General features: G+C 41.0%; 12 protein-coding genes. 8 read left to right on the top strand and 4 right to left on the bottom strand.

All coding sequences use genetic code 11. From position 1 onward, the window contains the following. Positions 1-98 precede the first annotated feature (98 nt). A complete protein-coding gene (locus tag GXP67_RS27265) occupies positions 99-1,859 on the bottom strand; it encodes an ABC transporter ATP-binding protein (protein ID WP_162446055.1) in 1,761 nt (586 codons plus the stop codon). A 124-nt stretch (positions 1,860-1,983) separates the two neighbouring features. Continuing rightward, complete coding sequence (truA, locus tag GXP67_RS27260) at positions 1,984-2,745, bottom strand: tRNA pseudouridine(38-40) synthase TruA (protein ID WP_162446054.1); 762 nt, start codon at positions 2,743-2,745, stop codon at positions 1,984-1,986. A 136-nt stretch (positions 2,746-2,881) separates the two neighbouring features. On the opposite strand from truA, the gene GXP67_RS27255 reads away from it, so the two are divergent. The 6 genes from GXP67_RS27255 to GXP67_RS27230 all read left to right on the top strand — a co-directional run bounded on the left by GXP67_RS27255 (position 2,882) and on the right by GXP67_RS27230 (position 10,370). Continuing rightward, the gene (locus GXP67_RS27255) at positions 2,882-3,349 is read left to right on the top strand and encodes an energy transducer TonB (protein ID WP_162446053.1); all 468 of its coding nucleotides are present in this window, start codon (positions 2,882-2,884) and stop codon (positions 3,347-3,349) included. A 991-nt stretch (positions 3,350-4,340) separates the two neighbouring features. Continuing rightward, on the top strand, positions 4,341-5,567 hold the full coding sequence (locus GXP67_RS27250; RefSeq protein WP_162446052.1) for a hypothetical protein: 1,227 nt from the start codon (positions 4,341-4,343) through the stop codon (positions 5,565-5,567). Positions 5,568-5,688: 121 nt separating this feature from the next. Continuing rightward, positions 5,689-6,903 (top strand): DUF6438 domain-containing protein, encoded by a 1,215-nt coding sequence (locus tag GXP67_RS27245; protein ID WP_162446051.1) that lies wholly within the window; start codon positions 5,689-5,691, stop codon positions 6,901-6,903. A gap of 597 nt (positions 6,904-7,500) precedes the next feature. Further along, a complete protein-coding gene (locus GXP67_RS27240; RefSeq protein ID WP_162446050.1) occupies positions 7,501-8,310 on the top strand; it encodes an SDR family NAD(P)-dependent oxidoreductase in 810 nt (269 codons plus the stop codon). Between the two features lie 120 nt (positions 8,311-8,430). After that, complete coding sequence (locus GXP67_RS27235) at positions 8,431-9,147, top strand: 3-ketoacyl-ACP reductase (protein ID WP_162446049.1); 717 nt, start codon at positions 8,431-8,433, stop codon at positions 9,145-9,147. A 431-nt stretch (positions 9,148-9,578) separates the two neighbouring features. Next, positions 9,579-10,370, top strand: a complete 792-nt coding sequence (locus GXP67_RS27230) for a polysaccharide deacetylase family protein (RefSeq protein ID WP_162446048.1) — start codon at positions 9,579-9,581, stop codon at positions 10,368-10,370. A gap of 77 nt (positions 10,371-10,447) precedes the next feature. Here the strand turns inward: GXP67_RS27230 and GXP67_RS27225 are convergent, their stop codons facing one another. Next, positions 10,448-11,776: a glucoamylase family protein gene (locus GXP67_RS27225; protein WP_162446047.1), complete on the bottom strand. Its 1,329-nt coding sequence runs from the start codon at positions 11,774-11,776 to the stop codon at positions 10,448-10,450. Positions 11,777-12,024: 248 nt separating this feature from the next. Between GXP67_RS27225 and GXP67_RS27220 the strand changes: the two genes are divergently transcribed. Next, complete coding sequence (locus GXP67_RS27220; RefSeq protein WP_162446046.1) at positions 12,025-12,447, top strand: hypothetical protein; 423 nt, start codon at positions 12,025-12,027, stop codon at positions 12,445-12,447. A gap of 46 nt (positions 12,448-12,493) precedes the next feature. Here the strand turns inward: GXP67_RS27220 and GXP67_RS27215 are convergent, their stop codons facing one another. Continuing rightward, positions 12,494-13,267, bottom strand: a complete 774-nt coding sequence (locus tag GXP67_RS27215) for an NUDIX hydrolase (RefSeq protein WP_162446045.1) — start codon at positions 13,265-13,267, stop codon at positions 12,494-12,496. Positions 13,268-13,417: 150 nt separating this feature from the next. Here GXP67_RS27215 and GXP67_RS27210 point away from each other — a divergent pair, with 150 nt between their 5' ends. Then, entirely contained in the window at positions 13,418-16,228 is a 2,811-nt protein-coding gene (locus GXP67_RS27210; protein ID WP_162446044.1) for a PQQ-dependent sugar dehydrogenase, read from the top strand. The last annotated feature ends 26 nt before the right edge of the window (positions 16,229-16,254 follow it).

Here is a 16,254-nt window from a genome sequence, read left to right as displayed (position 1 = left end):
CACAAATCTAAAATAAATATTTTGTTTACAAAATAACCGGAGTAGCGATTTTACAGGTTTTCTGCATTTTTTTCGGCTATACTTCCCTTTCAGTCAAATCATACTACTTCCTTATACTGCATCCGGTACAACTGCGTATAAAAGCCTTCTTTCGCCAGCAATTCCTCATGGGTACCTTGTTCTTTGATCTCTCCTTTATCCAGTACAATAATTTTATTGGCTTTTTGAATCGTAGACAAGCGGTGGGCAATCACAATGGAAGTCCGGCCACGCATGAGCTTTTCGATGGCCTGCTGAATCATTTCTTCAGTTTCGGTATCCACCGAGGAGGTAGCCTCGTCGAGTACAATAATTTTGGGGTCGTATACCATCGCCCGCACAAATGAAATCAATTGCCTTTGCCCTACAGAAAGCGTAGCCCCCCGTTCCATCACGTTATAATCAAAGCCATCCGGCAGCCGTTCGATAAATTTCCTGGCTCCTACCAGTTCGGCAGCTTCCAATACTTTTTCCCTGGTAATAGCCGGATTACCGAGGGTAATGTTCTGCATAATGGTATCTGAGAACAGAAATACGTCTTGTAATACCACGCCAATTTTATCCCGCAAGGCATTTAATTCATATTCCTGCAGGTCTACGTTATCTATGTAAATATGTCCCTTGTTAATTTCATAAAAACGGCTCAGCAGGTTAATCACTGAAGATTTCCCGGCTCCAGTTGCGCCCACGAGTGCTAAGGTTTCACCGGCTTTTACATGCAAGGAAATATCTTTCAGTACATACTCTTCATTGTTATAGGCAAACCAGACATGCTCAAATTTAACTTCTCCCTTCATATCTGTGGGCCGGAACGAACCTTCATTAGTGATAAACTCTTTGCTGTCCAGTAGTTTCAAAATACGGTCGGTGCTTACGATGCCTAATTGCAGGGTGTTAAACCGGTCGGCAATCATGCGGATGGGCCGGAAAAACATGGAAATAAACATAATGAAAGCCGTAAGCGTACCGGCGGTTATATCTTCATTTAAAATACCTCTGGCGCCGTACCACACTAATAAACCCGTACAAGCAGCTGAAATCACCTCAGCTACCGGATAATATACCGAATAATACAAAACTGATTTCAGGTTGGCCCGTTTGTGTTCCCTGTTGATCTCATTGAATTTTTTAAATTCTGCCTGCTCGCTATTAAAAATCTGTACAATGCTCATTCCGGTGATGTGTTCCTGCACAAATGAATTCAGGTTGGAAACGGCTGTACGTACTTCATTGAAGGAATCTTTAATTTTTTCCTTAAAAATATAGGTACTCAGCAGCAGCAGGGGAAGCATACATAAACTGATCAGGGTAAGCCGCCAGTCGATGCTAAACATCACCGCCAGAATAACGATCAGTTGCAGAATATCGCCGGCAATAGCCGCCAGTCCTTCGCTGAACACATCCGACAGCGTTTCTATATCGGAAATCGTACGGGTAACCAGCCGGCCAATTGGGGTATTGTCGTAGAATTTGAGCCGGAGCTGGAGCAAATGTTTATAGAGGGCGATGCGTATATCGCGGATTATATGTTGTCCCAGCCACCCGGATAAATAGGTGTTGTAATACTGCATCACCGACTGTATCAGCAGCAGGCCGATCATTACAGCCACCATAATGTGAAGGCCGCTATAATTGGCCTGTACAATATAATTATCAATGGTATACTGAATGAGAAGCGGCGTAGCAGGTACTAAAGCGGCCAGAAGAATGATGAGAAAGATTAGTAAAACAAACTGTCTGGTATAGGGTTTCATAAACACAAACAGCCTTTTTATCACAACAACGTCGAATATTTTTCCGCTCTTTTGTTCCTGGTTCATACAAGATTTGAAATTAATAGCTCAGGTGGGTTTTCTTACAACAGTTCCCTGATCATTTAAGTTTTTATTTGCCAGATCATTTCCGGCAAATGAGTTTTTATGAAATAATTATATTAACGATGGACTATTCTCCCTTGTCGTTCCGCTCAAATATCCGCTCATCATACACAACACTTGTCAGAAATAAGCCATCTGGCGGCACAGACCTTCCGGCGGCACTGCGGTTTTTGCTCAAAAGTACCTGTTCAAAACCTTCCAGCGATAATCTATGTAAACCTACTTCCATCAATGTGCCTACAATGGCCCTCACCATTCCTCGTAAAAAACGATTAGCCCGGATGTAAAAAATGAGGAGGTCACCGGAATTTTTCCAGCAAGCTTCATGAATGGTGCAAAGAAAATGATTTACATCTGTTTTTACCCGGCTGAAACAAGTAAAATCTTCGTATCTGAGTAATATTCCTGCAGCCTCATTCATGGCGGCCACATCCAGAGGCTTGGTATACAGGTAAGACATATCTTTCAGAAAAGGATTTTTCTGAAGGCTGATTCTGTACTCATAACTCCGGGAAATGGCATCAAAACGGGCATGTGCCTTTGCTGCGACTGGAATAATATTTTTCGCTACAATATCTGCCGGTAAAAGCGCATTCAACTGATACAGATGCGGATGGGTTTGTAAAGGCTTGCTTGTATCCACATGTATATACTGCTGGCTGGCATGAACTCCCGTATCTGTACGGCCACTGCCAATGGTTGCTGCATCTTCTTTCAATAACGTACTTAGTGCCCGGTTAAAAGCTTCCTGTACAGTATAGGCATTGGCTTGTATCTGCCAGCCATGGTATTTGGTTCCTTTGTAGGCAATCTCAATGAAATAGCGCACTATTAACTTTTATGCGAAGATAGCAGAAATATGGGGAAGTTAGAGGCTGGAAACAGGAAGTCAGACTTCTGTTATGAGCAAAAAATAAACAGTTGATTAAACCGTTAATCATAAACCCACTTAAACTTCATTCCCCATGAAAACTTCTTTGTTACATTCTTGTTGTATCATCCTTTTGTTACTGTCTGGACCGCTTTGTTATGGACAATTTCTGCAAAAAGGCTTTTTATTTGAAGGAATGGGACCTTCTGAATCTGAAATAGATTCATTCCCTGTATATCCCGGAGGAGATGAAGCTTTAGAAGAATATCTTTATACCCATTTAAAAGAAGCATCCAAAGGTGTAAATCAAAGTCTTCTTACTCTTTCTACTTATAGAGCGGTTGTTCAATTTCAAGTGGATGAAATGGGAAATGTGAACAAGCAAAGAGTCAGGATACGTGAAAGCACACCAGATATGGCAATCTTGGATGAAAAGGTAAAAGAAATGATCAAAAGTATGCCTCAGTGGAGTCCCTGTATCATAGGCAACACAGCTACACCGCAAAAAGTAGGACTAATCATCACCTATGATGCAAACAAGTCTCAATTTGATTTTAAGTAGATGAGAGGTCAGGTAGTCCCTGGAAAAAGAAATCTCTTACCTTATTACTGATCTCCATCTTCTTTCCTCCCCTATCCACAATCTGTCTTCTAAAGAAATTTTTGCATAAAAATGTGTGCAATAGAATAAAGAATTATATTGGCAGAACGTTAGCAGAGATACTGAAATGCTAATTTTGTTTCACATTTAATTGTTAAGTCATGGCTAAATCACAAGATGCAAAAAAAGAAAAAAAGAAAGAGCCTACGAAATCCTTAAAAGAAAAAAGGGCTGCCAAGCAGGAAAAAAAATCTTCCGGTAAATCATCTTAATCTGCCTGTTGTGTGGTACACCCTCAAATCTTACCTGCTTTATAGGTAGGCTAGTATGAAGGGTGGATGAGATAAACAAATAAAGCCCTGAAGGTAGCTTCGGGGCTTTTGTGTTCTTTGCAGGGGTTGTTATACAAGTATGCTAATTTCAGAAATTTTCCGGGTACATAACAGCTTACAGACAGTCTACGTTAAACCCATGAATAATTACAAAGCCATTAAGAATGGATGATAAACTTGCTGAATTCAATCATAAATGTAACTAAAACAATGATTACCCCGATGGTAACATTTTCTTTGGTCAAACGTGTGCGTATACTTTTCATGCGTAATAAATTTAAATATCTTGTTTTACACTATATATTGAAGAGAATAATGGATACTTTATTATTCCGGAGGGTTTACATTCTACAAATGTAATTGATTTTGAGTGCTTCTCTATATAGCATTAATCGAAGAATATGTAATAATAAGAAGCGGCAACGACATTTTCAAGACGAATCGTTCTTATTATGACAAATAATAACATAGTAAATAATGCGTAAAGCACAGGTTTAGTGCATAAACAAATATTCTGTAACCCTTGGCTGATATTTTTTTTTGAAAGAATAAACCTGTTGAAACAAATTAGGCACTTTATCAGATATGTAAGTTTTAAAAACTATTTTTTACCCAACCCTATGCCTTACAAATACTTTGGCTTATTTATAGCACTACTGCTGACCTATACTGTACCGGCACAAACGCCTGCAACTGCCCCAAAACGGATTCTGGTACTTGGCCTTAACTCAAGTCAGTTTAACTCCAATGTATATTATATCAATGAATTAGCTTTCCTCAACGATACCGCCCAGAGCAAAGTAGTAGACCTCTATAACCAGACCTTGCTGCAAACCTTAACAGAATACTCCGCCACACAATATCAGTTTGTGTTAGCCAATGCCATCGAAACAGCAGCCATCCAGAGAAAGAGTAATTATGTAGAATGGAAGAATGAATACAAAGAACCTTACCTCGCTTTAGATGCAGATTCGCTTCAGGATATCCTTTTCAGGGACCTCATCCGGAAATATGCAGCTGACTATATATTAAACCTGAATTACTATAATATTTTCCGCAACAGTCCACCTGTCTTTTACTCTACTTCTATCAAAACAAGGCACATCATTGACTATGAACTGTTTAATAATCAGCTAGGTATTGCCTCCGCCGGACAGATTACGCTCATCAGTACCAATGCCAAAGCAACCGCCATGAAACCGAAGTACTCAGATTTTGCTGCCCAGCTCATCGAACGTTTGCAGATAGTGGAAGGAAATTTCCCTCCGGCTGTGGCAGAAAAGAAATACCTGCGGCAGCGGGAACGGATCATTAAAGATGCCTGGGGTGCCGGATTTTCACTGGGCTGGGGAAATACGTATGGCTGGTTTTCTACCCAGTTGTTACGCAATATCGGTACGCAATGGGATATTAACGGAGGTATTGGTTTTGGGCCCAGTGGATTTAAGGCCGGAATAGGCGCACGGTATTTTTTGCTTAATTATGGAAGAAGATACAAACCATTCTTTGAAATAAACTATGCCTGGGCCTCGGGAATGAAAATTGAAATGGGGGGTGAAAAAGATGATTCCGGCACCCAGCTGTATCCAGACCGGGTGAGTACATTCCGTATCCCTTCCGACCAGGCTATACATCTAAAAACCGGGTTCCGCTGGCTCAAAAACAGCAAAGCCTGGATGCTGCATGTAGGCTATGCAATGCCATTCAAAGGAGATAAAGCCAAGATAGTTGCTGCCGGAAGCGATGTATCGGTTGAAACATTTAACCGCAGAAAAAACTGGGCAGATCTGTTCACCATTGGCGGTGTGGATGTAGGAATTACGTACCTGGTCTATTTTCAAAGGTAATTTCAATGTAATAGCTGCCTGATGAGCTGGGGTAAAGTATAAAGGAGCAGATGTAGTTTGGCAAATAATCGCTTACATATACTTCACTAAAATAATAATCAATCATCCCAGGCAATTAAGCATGAAATACAGCATTCTATTCTTGGTTTTCATTTTGTTTTCTTGCCAGGAACCTGAGCCTTCTACTAATAATTTGCTTTTAGGAGACTGGATAAGACTGACTGAAGAACAACTAACGAATAAATATGATACCATCTGGCTTTCAGAAGACAGTTTTGAAATACCTATACCACCATCTCTTCCTCCTCCTCCACAATCATTAGCCAGTTTACAGCAACCTTTTGGCTTTGGTATTTACCCGGATAGCTTAGATTATTTTAAAGGCTTTGTTGAAATAACTCCTAACCGTTCAGAAGAAAGGTATACAGCAAAGTATCTGGGTAACTTCACTCAGTATACACTTAATTATGATACGCTTAGGCTATTTCATAAGGTAAATGATACTTTTCAAACTTTTCTTATCAAGAAATTAGTACCAGATACCTTAGTTCTGTTATATAACGATAGTATCCCATTAACTTTTCGCAAACTGCATTCTCAGCCGGATAGCTTACCAAACTTCGATAGGATTATTTTCTCTACTTCCTGTTATATGTGTCCAATCGAGAGTACGAGTATTCATTCAAATGGAGAAATATTATTCTATGAAGATAGAAATAATGGGAAACAAGGCTTTTACCGGGGTAAATTATCTAAAGAGTTCACAGCCTATCTTTTTCATAAATATAATAAAGCAGACCCAAAGAATCTACAGACTTCCTATTACCCGGATTATATAACCAGCCATCCAACCATCAATACGACCAGTTTTATGAAAGAAGAAAGTATTTATAAAACTGTTGTAGATAGCGAAATGTCTGCTCCTCCCCATTTAGTATGGGCATTTATTCCTGCTTACTTTGCTTACCAAACGACCAACATAGAGAAAATAACTGAGGAAAGTTTGCCCTTTTACCAGCACTTACGCTTTTTTGACTTTATTAAAACAGATTCCATCTTAGATATGAAGCAAACAGAAGCTTTTCTGTTATGGCAGGAATTAGGTACTGCTAAACCAACGAATGTAAATTTCTCCCCGACGTATCATGTATCTTTTAATGACTTATTTGATATAGACGAAAGCAAGGACAGGGAAGTTACTATTATCAATACCGATGGCAGGTTCTACGAGTTTATGAGTAACAATAATACTTTGATCAAACTAGACTTAGGTTATAATTTTATTGATAGAAACATTAAAAGAAAAATCAGAGCTTTAAAAGAGTGGGAAAAATAAAAACTACCAGTACACTACATAATCTATGATGGTTGCTTCAAAACACAAGTCATTTGCAGAAAGTCAAAGTTCCAGTTGTATTTATTTCATTGTCTGTTCTTAAAAAAACTATTCCTGCCTTTAGATAACTATATAGCACTCATAGAAAGAGTTATATCGGACATAGAATATCTTTTTCCGCACCTCAAAATACTTTTTACGGACTTAGAAGTACTTTTCTCACACATAGAAATATTTTTTGCAGACTTAGAAATACTTTTGCCGCACTTAGAAATATAATTCTCACACATAGAAATACTTTTGTCGTTCATAAAAACATATCCGACGAGCTTAGAAATTGTTTTAACGGACTTAGAATTTATTTTGTCTTACATAGAAACAGTTTTGCTGAGCTTAGAATAATATTTTTCATTCTCAGAAGGTGTGTATGAATACTTAAAAGCTTATTTCCCATCCATATAAAAACTAGTTGGATACTTTGAAGATTTTACCCCAGCCTTAGCTAAACTTTTCCCTAATAAATATAAACAGCAAGAATAACTAAACCCTACCTCCTCTGGTGTCGTACCTTTGCTAAACCATTAATAACAACCATCTATGCCAAACAATCAAAAATATGCACTCATTACGGGTGCTACCAGTGGCATTGGCTATGAATTAGCCAAACTATTTGCCCAGGACCAGTATAATTTAGTAATAGTAGCGCGCAATCAGGAAGAATTAGATGAAACTGCTTCTCAACTCAGCCACCAGTCTGGCATTGAAGTGATTACCATTGCCAAAGATTTGTTCAGAAAAGAAGCGCCCCTGGAAGTATATGAAGAAGTAAAAGCCAGAGGAATTCAGGTGAATGTATTAGTAAATGATGCCGGACAAGGACAATACGGAGAGTTTATAGAAAATGACCTCAACCGCGAACTGGATATTATTCAGCTGAACATTGTAGCCTATGTCGTACTCACCAAATGTTTCCTCAAAGATATGGTAGCCCGCAACGAAGGGAAAATCCTGAATGTATCATCCATAGCTGGTGAAGTCCCTGGACCTTTACAGGCTGTTTACCATGCCACCAAGGCATTTGTTACTTCCTTTACAGAAGCTATCCGCAATGAAGTGAAAGATACACAAGTTACCATTACTGCCTTGCTTCCAGGGGCTACAGAAACCGATTTTTTCAACAAAGCAGATATGGAAGATGCCAAACTGGTACGGGAAGGAAACCTGGGAGATCCGGCTAAAGTAGCCAAAGATGGATATGAGGCTCTTATGTCAGGCAAAGACAAAGTAGTATCTGGCTTACTAAATAAAGTGCAGGTAGCCATTAGCAATGTAATCCCGGATAATATTGTTGCTGAGAATATGCGCAAGCAGATGGAACCCAGCGACAAAAGCAGTACTGAAAAATAATAGGTTTGTGTAGAAATAAACCCTAATCTGGCTTGCAGGTTAGGGTTTATTTTTTAGTTTGTACCCTGCATACTCGTAAGGGAAAAGAAATAAATTTGACAATAATAATTTGTATACAACATGGAATCATTGAAAGGTAAAACAGCACTTATTACCGGGGCAGGAAAAGGGATAGGACGGGCAATCGCCCTGGCTTTAGCCGGAGAAGGGGTTCATACCGGTTTACTGGCCAGAACAGCTACTGACTTAGAAAAGCTTGCCACAGAGATACAAGGCTTAGGCGTAAAAACTTCGGTTGCTACAGCAGATATAGCAGACATGGAAGCAGTAAATGCAGCTGTGGCCCAGGTACAAAAAGACTTAGGACCGATTGATATATTAGTAAATAATGCCGGTATAGCAGCTTTCGGAGGTTTTTTACAGCTGGAGCCTGCTCAGTGGGAGCAAATTGTGAAAGTAAATGTATTCGGCGTGTACTATATAACCAGGGCTGTACTTCCGCAGATGATCGAACGGAAAACGGGAGATATTATTAACATTTCGTCTACCGCCGGACAAAGAGGCTCGGCCCAGACGAGTGCTTATAGTGCTTCCAAGTTTGCTTTGATAGGGCTTTCTGAGTCGTTGATGCAGGAAGTGCGGAAACATAATATCCGGGTTACGTCCTTGACACCCAGTACCGTAGCTACGGAGCTTGCTACCAGCCTGAAGTTAACTGATGGCAATCCTGAAAAAGTAATGCAACCCGAAGATTTTGCCGAACTCATTATTGCCCAATTAAAGCTCAACCGCCGGGTGTTTGTAAAGGAAGCCGGAATATGGTCTACCAATCCCTGATAAGTATATATAGCTTAAAATGGTTAAATTGTTAGATGGCTATATGGTTAAAACAGGTCTCCATCACCTGCTTTCTCTCTATAAAACCAAAGCTTTTATCTGTTGTGAAGTATAGTTTAAAGTCAGTACAAAGATTCTTAATCTGATTTGCATAAAATTATAGATATTGAAAGAGTGCGGTAAATGGTGCAGCAACAGTGTGGCCGGTTTTGGCCTTGTGCGTTAGCCGGAGGTTTGTGCGATGATTTTATCTGGCGTAAAACAGGCTTTGTTGGTGCTGCCCTTTTGTTTTGTTACTTTTATTTTGGGCAAGCAAAATAAAAGTAAAGACGGCGTGAGTACACTAAATCGGCAGATTTATCTCACTCTTTTACGTTTTTGAGTATTATACATCCGAACTCACCTTATAGTTTAACAAAATAGGCTAACCCATGAAAAGAGTTATTTTCCTGCTGCTGCTAGTAATGGGTATTCATTACCCAAGTGAATCGCAGGTACTCAAAAAGAAAATTCCGGATAAGCTGGTTGTGCTTACTTTCGACGATGCACCCGTAACCCATTATACGTATGTTGCACCTTTACTCAAAGAATATGGGTTTGGTGCCACATTTTATGTATGTGAGTTCCCTCCTAACTATGCCGATACCACCAAATACATGTCCTGGAAACAAATGCAGGCGTTAGGCAAGATGGGTTTTGAAGTAGCCAATCATACGCATACCCATGCGCCAGTAGGAAACCTTTCTCAAGAAGAAATCATCCGGCAACTGACCTACATCGAAGATAAATGCGATTCCTTAGAGATTGGCAAACCAGTAACATTCGCTTATCCGGGGTATAGTTTAAGTCCGCTGGTGCTGGAAACCCTGCAGGAAAAAGGATATTTGTTTGCCCGTGCCGGAGGCAGCCGTGCCTACAATCCTGAAACAGATCATCCCTACCTCATTCCCAGCTGGGCAACCAATGAGAAAAATACTACTCAAATCATGGAAGCACTCAGGCAGGCCACAAATGGACAAGTTGTGGTGCTTACCATTCATGGGGTGCCAGATTATGAACATCCCTGGGTTACTACCCTTCCCGAACAGTTCAAAGCCTATCTGCAATATTTAAAGGACAATCACTATAAAGTAATCTCTTTGAAAGAACTTCAGGAATATATAGATATTAAAAATGCGCTGAAGAAAATCAAACCAGATTATAAGAAAAAACTCAATAATTAAACAATTACCGTCTAAAATATGATGGTTGTTTAGTCATTATACTAAAGACAAAAGACCGGTGACCTAAGACTTTTCTATTATTTCTTTTCTGTCTTTCCAGAATAAGTAAAACCCAGTTTGTCCAAACCACGCTTAATATCCGGCGAACTCATAAACAATTTCCATAGCAAACCGGTACGGTAATTTTCAATCATCACGATGATAGGTCCCTGATCTATGGCTAAGTGCGAGTTGGCATACCAGTTATTCTGTTCGCTGAAAGCATCAATAAATCCATACTCAGACCAGAGTTTATCGCCCAGATCGAAATAAAAATGTTTCAAAGCTTCCATGGAATGTTCCGGCGTATACGGAAAAGCAGATAATGCGGCAGTAGGCGTAATCACACCCAGGTCTTCAGAAGGTGAGTGCGCTGCATATCCCACATGGCTGTCGCTGGCCGTAAGCCCCCAGTTGTTTTTGCCATAGCCCTTATATTTTTTAGGATTCGTGATACAATATTGCCGGTTGATCAGGGTGTGATTCAGGTTCTGTTGCCAGTAATCAGCATAGTTGTCTTTCAATCCTCTGGGGTCCAGTCCGAGGAAAGAGTAGTGCGTAAAAAACAGGGGGCCGCCGTATTCAAAACCCAAAGGAAGTTTAATGCCGAGGTATTCTTTTTCATTTTTAAAGTGTGTACTGGCTGTCCAGCCCTGGTGATAGACATTGGGTTCAATGGCAAACCTGGGGGAAGAAGCCGCCAGCACATAGGTGATCAAACATTCATTCCAGCCACGGATCTGGTGGTTCATGCTCCAGCCATTATTCGGGCTCCAGTGCCAGTAGAGTACATTCTGGTTGTTTTGCGTATGCCAGTTCCATTCTACAGCTTCCCAGAGCCAGAGTATTTTATTACGTAATTCTTTTTCTGCGGGCGAATCCCCAGTGAAATACTGCCTGGCGCAAATGAGTCCCTGAAACAAAAAAGAAGTTTCCACCAGGTCTCCCCCATCATCTTTCAAGCTGAAACGGATCACTTTACCAGTTTCCCCATTGAGCCAGTGCGGAAATACACCATGAAACAAGTCTGCTTTCCAGAGGAAATTGACAATCTTTAATACCCGTTCGGAAGCTTGCTCTCTGGTAATCCATTTGCGTTCAGCCGCTACTATAATCGCCATCAGGCCAAAGCCAGTTCCGCCAGTGGTTACCACTTCTCCGCCATAATCGAAGGACTCATTGCTGCGCTCTCTGGCCATACCACTTACCGGATGGCCAAACTCCCAGAAATACCGGAAGGTTTGCTTTTGTACCAGTTCCAGTAATTCCTCATCTGTGAGTTTCTTTGGCAGCTGTGCCGCTGAGAATTGTGCGAAAGTCTGGCAGGTAAGAAACAGGCAAATAATGAGTATTGATAGAGATTTCATAATGCGGGCTCATAGGTGATTACAGTCCACAAGGTAGTAAAAAACCGGTTTTTTATAAATTCTTCTTAATTTCTTTCAACTATATCTAAGTATAAAGTGTCACAACCTTTATGAATGCACATTAGATTGAAGATGGATTGATATTTTTGTAAATTCAGTTTAATCAAATTGTTTCAATATTGCACATGCTAAAAATAAGTTCACTCTGCTCACTTGCTTTAACATTTACTCTCCTATTAACAAGCTGCTTGAAACATCCTATCAATAGAATCCAATCCACGCCAAACAGTCTTCTCTCTGGTGATTCAAGTTTGGTTTTAGAAGACAGAATGGGCAGATTAACAATATTATTCAGTAATGGACTTATCCTATTCGCTGGAAGAAATTTGATTGAAAATGAAAAGCAATTTACAGGAGACAATCTATATCAATGCCGGTACTGTTGGGGAAAATATCAATATCAGAACCAGATATTAACGGTCTTTAAGCCACTTCCTGTCGGCTACCTAAACCTACCTGGCTCTTATCCAATTGATCCATTAAGCTACAAGATTATTGATAGCAAAATTATCAATCTAAGCGATTCTTCTGATCGGATAGTAATGCAAAAAATGAAATTGTCTATCAATCCGGATCATGCCTGGCTAGCAAAAAAAGCTCAACATAACTAATAATTTAACACTATTCCATACCTGCCAATTGCAACAGATGATAGTCCTAAAATCCGAAGGAAATTCCGGCCTGTAAAGCCTGATCATATTTTTGTTTATCGAAGCGGTAGTAGTAGGGAGATTTGTGCGGACCTACACTCTTGCGTTCTTCCAGACGTTCCAGAATACCCAGAGACAGCATCTTCTTCTGGAAGTTGCGCCGGTCTAAGGGGCGGTCGAGAATGGTTTCGTAGAGTTTCTGCAGCTCAGGCATTGTAAATTTTTCCGGCAACAGGTTATAGCCTACCGGGTGGAAATTCAGCTGCATGCGAAGTGTCTGAAGTGCTTGTCCGATCATTAGGCTATGGTCAAACAGCAGTTTTGGAAGTTCATGCATATCCCACCAGCAACACTCGTCTGAAAGCAGGTCAACCGTTGGAATCACCTTTGAAAACTCAACCAGGGCATAATATCCTATGGATATGGTTCTGTGAAATAACCAGTTATCTTCAGTATGTTCAATGTTAAGACTATCTATTAAATCTTTTAAATTAGGTTCTTTATTCCGCTCAGGTTCACCAAACGTGTAGAACTGCTGCAAAAATACCTGGCTAATGCCAGTCCGTTCCTGCAGGATCCGCTGGGCAGCTTCATTGGCCGGTTCTGTCCAATGAATAAAACCTCCGGGTAAACACCAGCCTGCTACATTTTTCATCTTTAATAACAATACTTTCAGCTGGTTGTCATGAAAACCAAAAATGGCGCAATCAATGGAAACATGTGGCAGGAACTGCCGGTAGCCACTCTCGAAAAACTCTTTTATAGATGTTGGAGCATTCATAGATCAAATATAAATATAATCTATTGTGTACTTGACACACATTAGAAATTTTTCTTAATTTTGTATCTGCCATACGCTTTTTTCATGCATTATTATCTGCTTCCGGTTATACCAGCACTCCTAAAATTTATCTCATAATTATATATTAACATGCGTAATTCTTTTTATTATTTCCGTAGGACTGTCTTGCTTCTGCTTTGCTTAACTGTAGCATTCGGTCTGTGGTCGTACATGTACAAACGGGCAGATACACCGCCACAGGTTCCGGAAGAAAACCGGTTTACCAAAGTAGTACTGGCCCAAAAACTGGATGAACCCATGGAACTGGCTGTTTTTAAAGATGGACGGGTGCTGTTTATCGAGCGCAAAGGCAATGTAAAACTATACAACCCTACAACGGAGCAGGTAAAAGTGATTGCCAAAATTCCGGTTAGCACCAAATACATTTTCAAAGATGGCAACCAGTCTGAAGCAGAAGATGGCTTACTGGGAATGGCTTTAGACCCTCAGTATGAGAAAAACAACTGGATCTACCTGTATTATTCGCCTGCCGGAGATGAGCCTAAAAATATTCTCACCCGCTACGAATTCCGGGGCGATGAACTGGTAATGGATTCTAAAAAGGTGATCTTAGAAGTGCCTGTGCAGCGGGAACAATGCTGCCATACCGGCGGATCTATTGCGTTTGATGGCAAAGGAAATCTATATGTTTCTACCGGCGATAATACCAGCCCCCGATCAACTGGCTATGCCCCTTTGGATGAACGTCCGGAAAGAGGACCCTGGGATGCACAAAAATCTTCCGGAAATACGAATGACCTGAGAGGCAAAATTATCCGTATTCATCCGGAAGCAGATGGCACCTATACCATTCCAGAAGGAAATCTTTTCCCGAAAGGCACGCCTAAAACCCGTCCTGAAATATTTACTATGGGTCACCGGAACCCTTACCGAATTTCTGTAGACAAAAAAACAGGATTTGTATACTGGGGCGATGTAGGTCCGGATTCTGGTGTAGATTCTTTGAACAGAGGACCCCAGGCGGTGGATGAATTTAACCAGGCTAAAAAAGCTGGTAACTTTGGCTGGCCGTATTTTGTGGGAAATAACAAAGCCTACTGGGATTTTGATTTTGCTACCGGCAAACCAGGTACGCAGTTCGATCCGGCCAAACCAGTCAATAACTCCCCTAATAATACCGGACTAAATGAACTGCCTCCGGCCCAGAGAGCGATGGTATGGTATCCGGCTACTGAATCTATTCTTTTTCCAATGCTGGGAACCGGTGGCAGAAGTGCCATGGCCGGACCTGTGTATTATAAAGAAGATTTTAAGAATGCGAAACGTCCTTTCCCGGATTATTACAATGGAAAATTATTCATTTATGAATGGATGAGAGGATGGATTATGGCTGTTACGCTGGATGCAGATGGCAATTATCTGCGCATGGAGCGTTTTATGCCCAGCTACAAGTTTAGTAACCCTATTGAACTGGAGTTTGGCCCGGAAGGAGATATGTACATGCTGGAATATGGCACCGGCTGGTTCCAGGAAAATGATGATGCCAGGCTCGTACAGATTGAATACAATGGCGGAAACCGCAAACCCATTGTGCAGATGTCTGTAGACAAAAACTTAGGAGCTACCCCACTATCCGTTCAGTTCTCTTCCGAAGGTACCCAGGATTTTGACAAAGATGCCCTTACATACGAATGGAAAATTACAGACAAGAGTGGAGCGGTGGTTAAAACTTTCACGGAGGCTAGCCCTGCCTTTACTTTCGATAAACCAGGCGTTTACCAAACGGCACTCTCGGTAACAGATGCACAGGGAGAAAAAACGACTGCTCAGACTGAGATCAAAGCCGGAAACGAAGCGCCTACTTTATCTTTTGAAATGGGAAAGGGTAATAAAACCTTTTACTTCCCCAACCAATCTTTTACCTATGCAGTAAAGGTGAACGACAAAGAAGATGGCAGCTTGGAAAATGGCAAAATCTCTCCATCACAGGTAGTGCTCACCATAGATTACCTGAAAGAAGGTTTCGATCAGGCAGAAATTGCCCAGGGACACCGCACGGCAGATGCTTCTGTAACCTTTGCTTCTGGCAAAAAACTCATGGATGCCAGCGATTGTAAATCCTGCCACATGCTGGATAAAAAATCTGCCGGACCCAGCTATATATCGGTGGCAAAAAAATACAAAAATGATCCGGAGGCAGTAAATAAACTAGCTACTAAGGTAATACAAGGCGGCGGTGGTGTGTGGGGCGATGCCGTGATGACAGCCCATCCGCAACTTTCTCTCAGCGATGCCAAAGATATTATTCAATATGTACTGAGCCTGGATGCAGAGAAAAAACCAGTAGTGAATCTGCCCTTGAAAGGCACGTATACAACCAAAGTACCTGAAAATTCCGGTGACCAGGGTGTATTTATTGTAAGAGCCGCCTATACTGATAAAGGTGCCAATGGCGTACCACCAGCCAAAGCGGAAGAAGTACTGGTATTGCGTAATCCGAAAGTTACAGCCGCTACGGCAGATAAAACACAAGGCATTCAGAAATTTAAGATCCCTGGTTTCCCTGTCGAGATGGTCATTGTGATGGGTGCAGGCGGACATGTTGGCTTCTCTAAAACTGACCTGACGAATATCAATCAGATTGAGTTTACCGTAGCAGCGCCGAAAGACCAGCTTAATTCTGCCGGTGGAACCATAGAAATCCGCTTGGATTCCCCAACCGGCCAGCTGATCGGGGAAACCTCCCAGATTGTTACCACCGATACACCAGTCATGAGTACACCGCCTCAACAGGTAAAAGCAAAATTAAATAATGTTAGCGGCATACATGATGTATACTATGTATTCAAAAACGATAAGGTAAAAAATCAGCCTTTGTTTGTGCTCTACACGGTTCAATATCATAACAATCCTAACGGCTCTGCTGCTGCAGGTGAATAAAGGCTTATCCTCTGCCCTATTTCTGC

The sequence above is a fragment of the Rhodocytophaga rosea genome (assembly GCF_010119975.1).
GTDB classification, from domain to species: Bacteria; Bacteroidota; Bacteroidia; order Cytophagales; family 172606-1; genus Rhodocytophaga; species Rhodocytophaga rosea.
The sequence above is the reverse complement of the archived record's forward strand: the minus strand, read 5'-3'. Positions and strand labels throughout refer to the sequence as shown.

What these genes read in the sequence shown, in the direction of transcription:
- GXP67_RS27265 (WP_162446055.1), bottom strand. Translation starts at nt 1,859, where the DNA reads ATGAACCAGGAACAAAAGAGCGGAAAAATATTCGACGTTGTTGTGATA.
- GXP67_RS27255 (WP_162446053.1), top strand. Translation starts at nt 2,882, where the DNA reads ATGAAAACTTCTTTGTTACATTCTTGTTGTATCATCCTTTTGTTACTG.
- GXP67_RS27250 (WP_162446052.1), top strand. Translation starts at nt 4,341, where the DNA reads ATGCCTTACAAATACTTTGGCTTATTTATAGCACTACTGCTGACCTAT.
- GXP67_RS27245 (WP_162446051.1), top strand. Translation starts at nt 5,689, where the DNA reads ATGAAATACAGCATTCTATTCTTGGTTTTCATTTTGTTTTCTTGCCAG.
- GXP67_RS27240 (WP_162446050.1), top strand. Translation starts at nt 7,501, where the DNA reads ATGCCAAACAATCAAAAATATGCACTCATTACGGGTGCTACCAGTGGC.
- GXP67_RS27235 (WP_162446049.1), top strand. Translation starts at nt 8,431, where the DNA reads ATGGAATCATTGAAAGGTAAAACAGCACTTATTACCGGGGCAGGAAAA.
- GXP67_RS27230 (WP_162446048.1), top strand. Translation starts at nt 9,579, where the DNA reads ATGAAAAGAGTTATTTTCCTGCTGCTGCTAGTAATGGGTATTCATTAC.
- GXP67_RS27225 (WP_162446047.1), bottom strand. Translation starts at nt 11,776, where the DNA reads ATGAAATCTCTATCAATACTCATTATTTGCCTGTTTCTTACCTGCCAG.
- GXP67_RS27215 (WP_162446045.1), bottom strand. Translation starts at nt 13,267, where the DNA reads ATGAATGCTCCAACATCTATAAAAGAGTTTTTCGAGAGTGGCTACCGG.
- GXP67_RS27210 (WP_162446044.1), top strand. Translation starts at nt 13,418, where the DNA reads ATGCGTAATTCTTTTTATTATTTCCGTAGGACTGTCTTGCTTCTGCTT.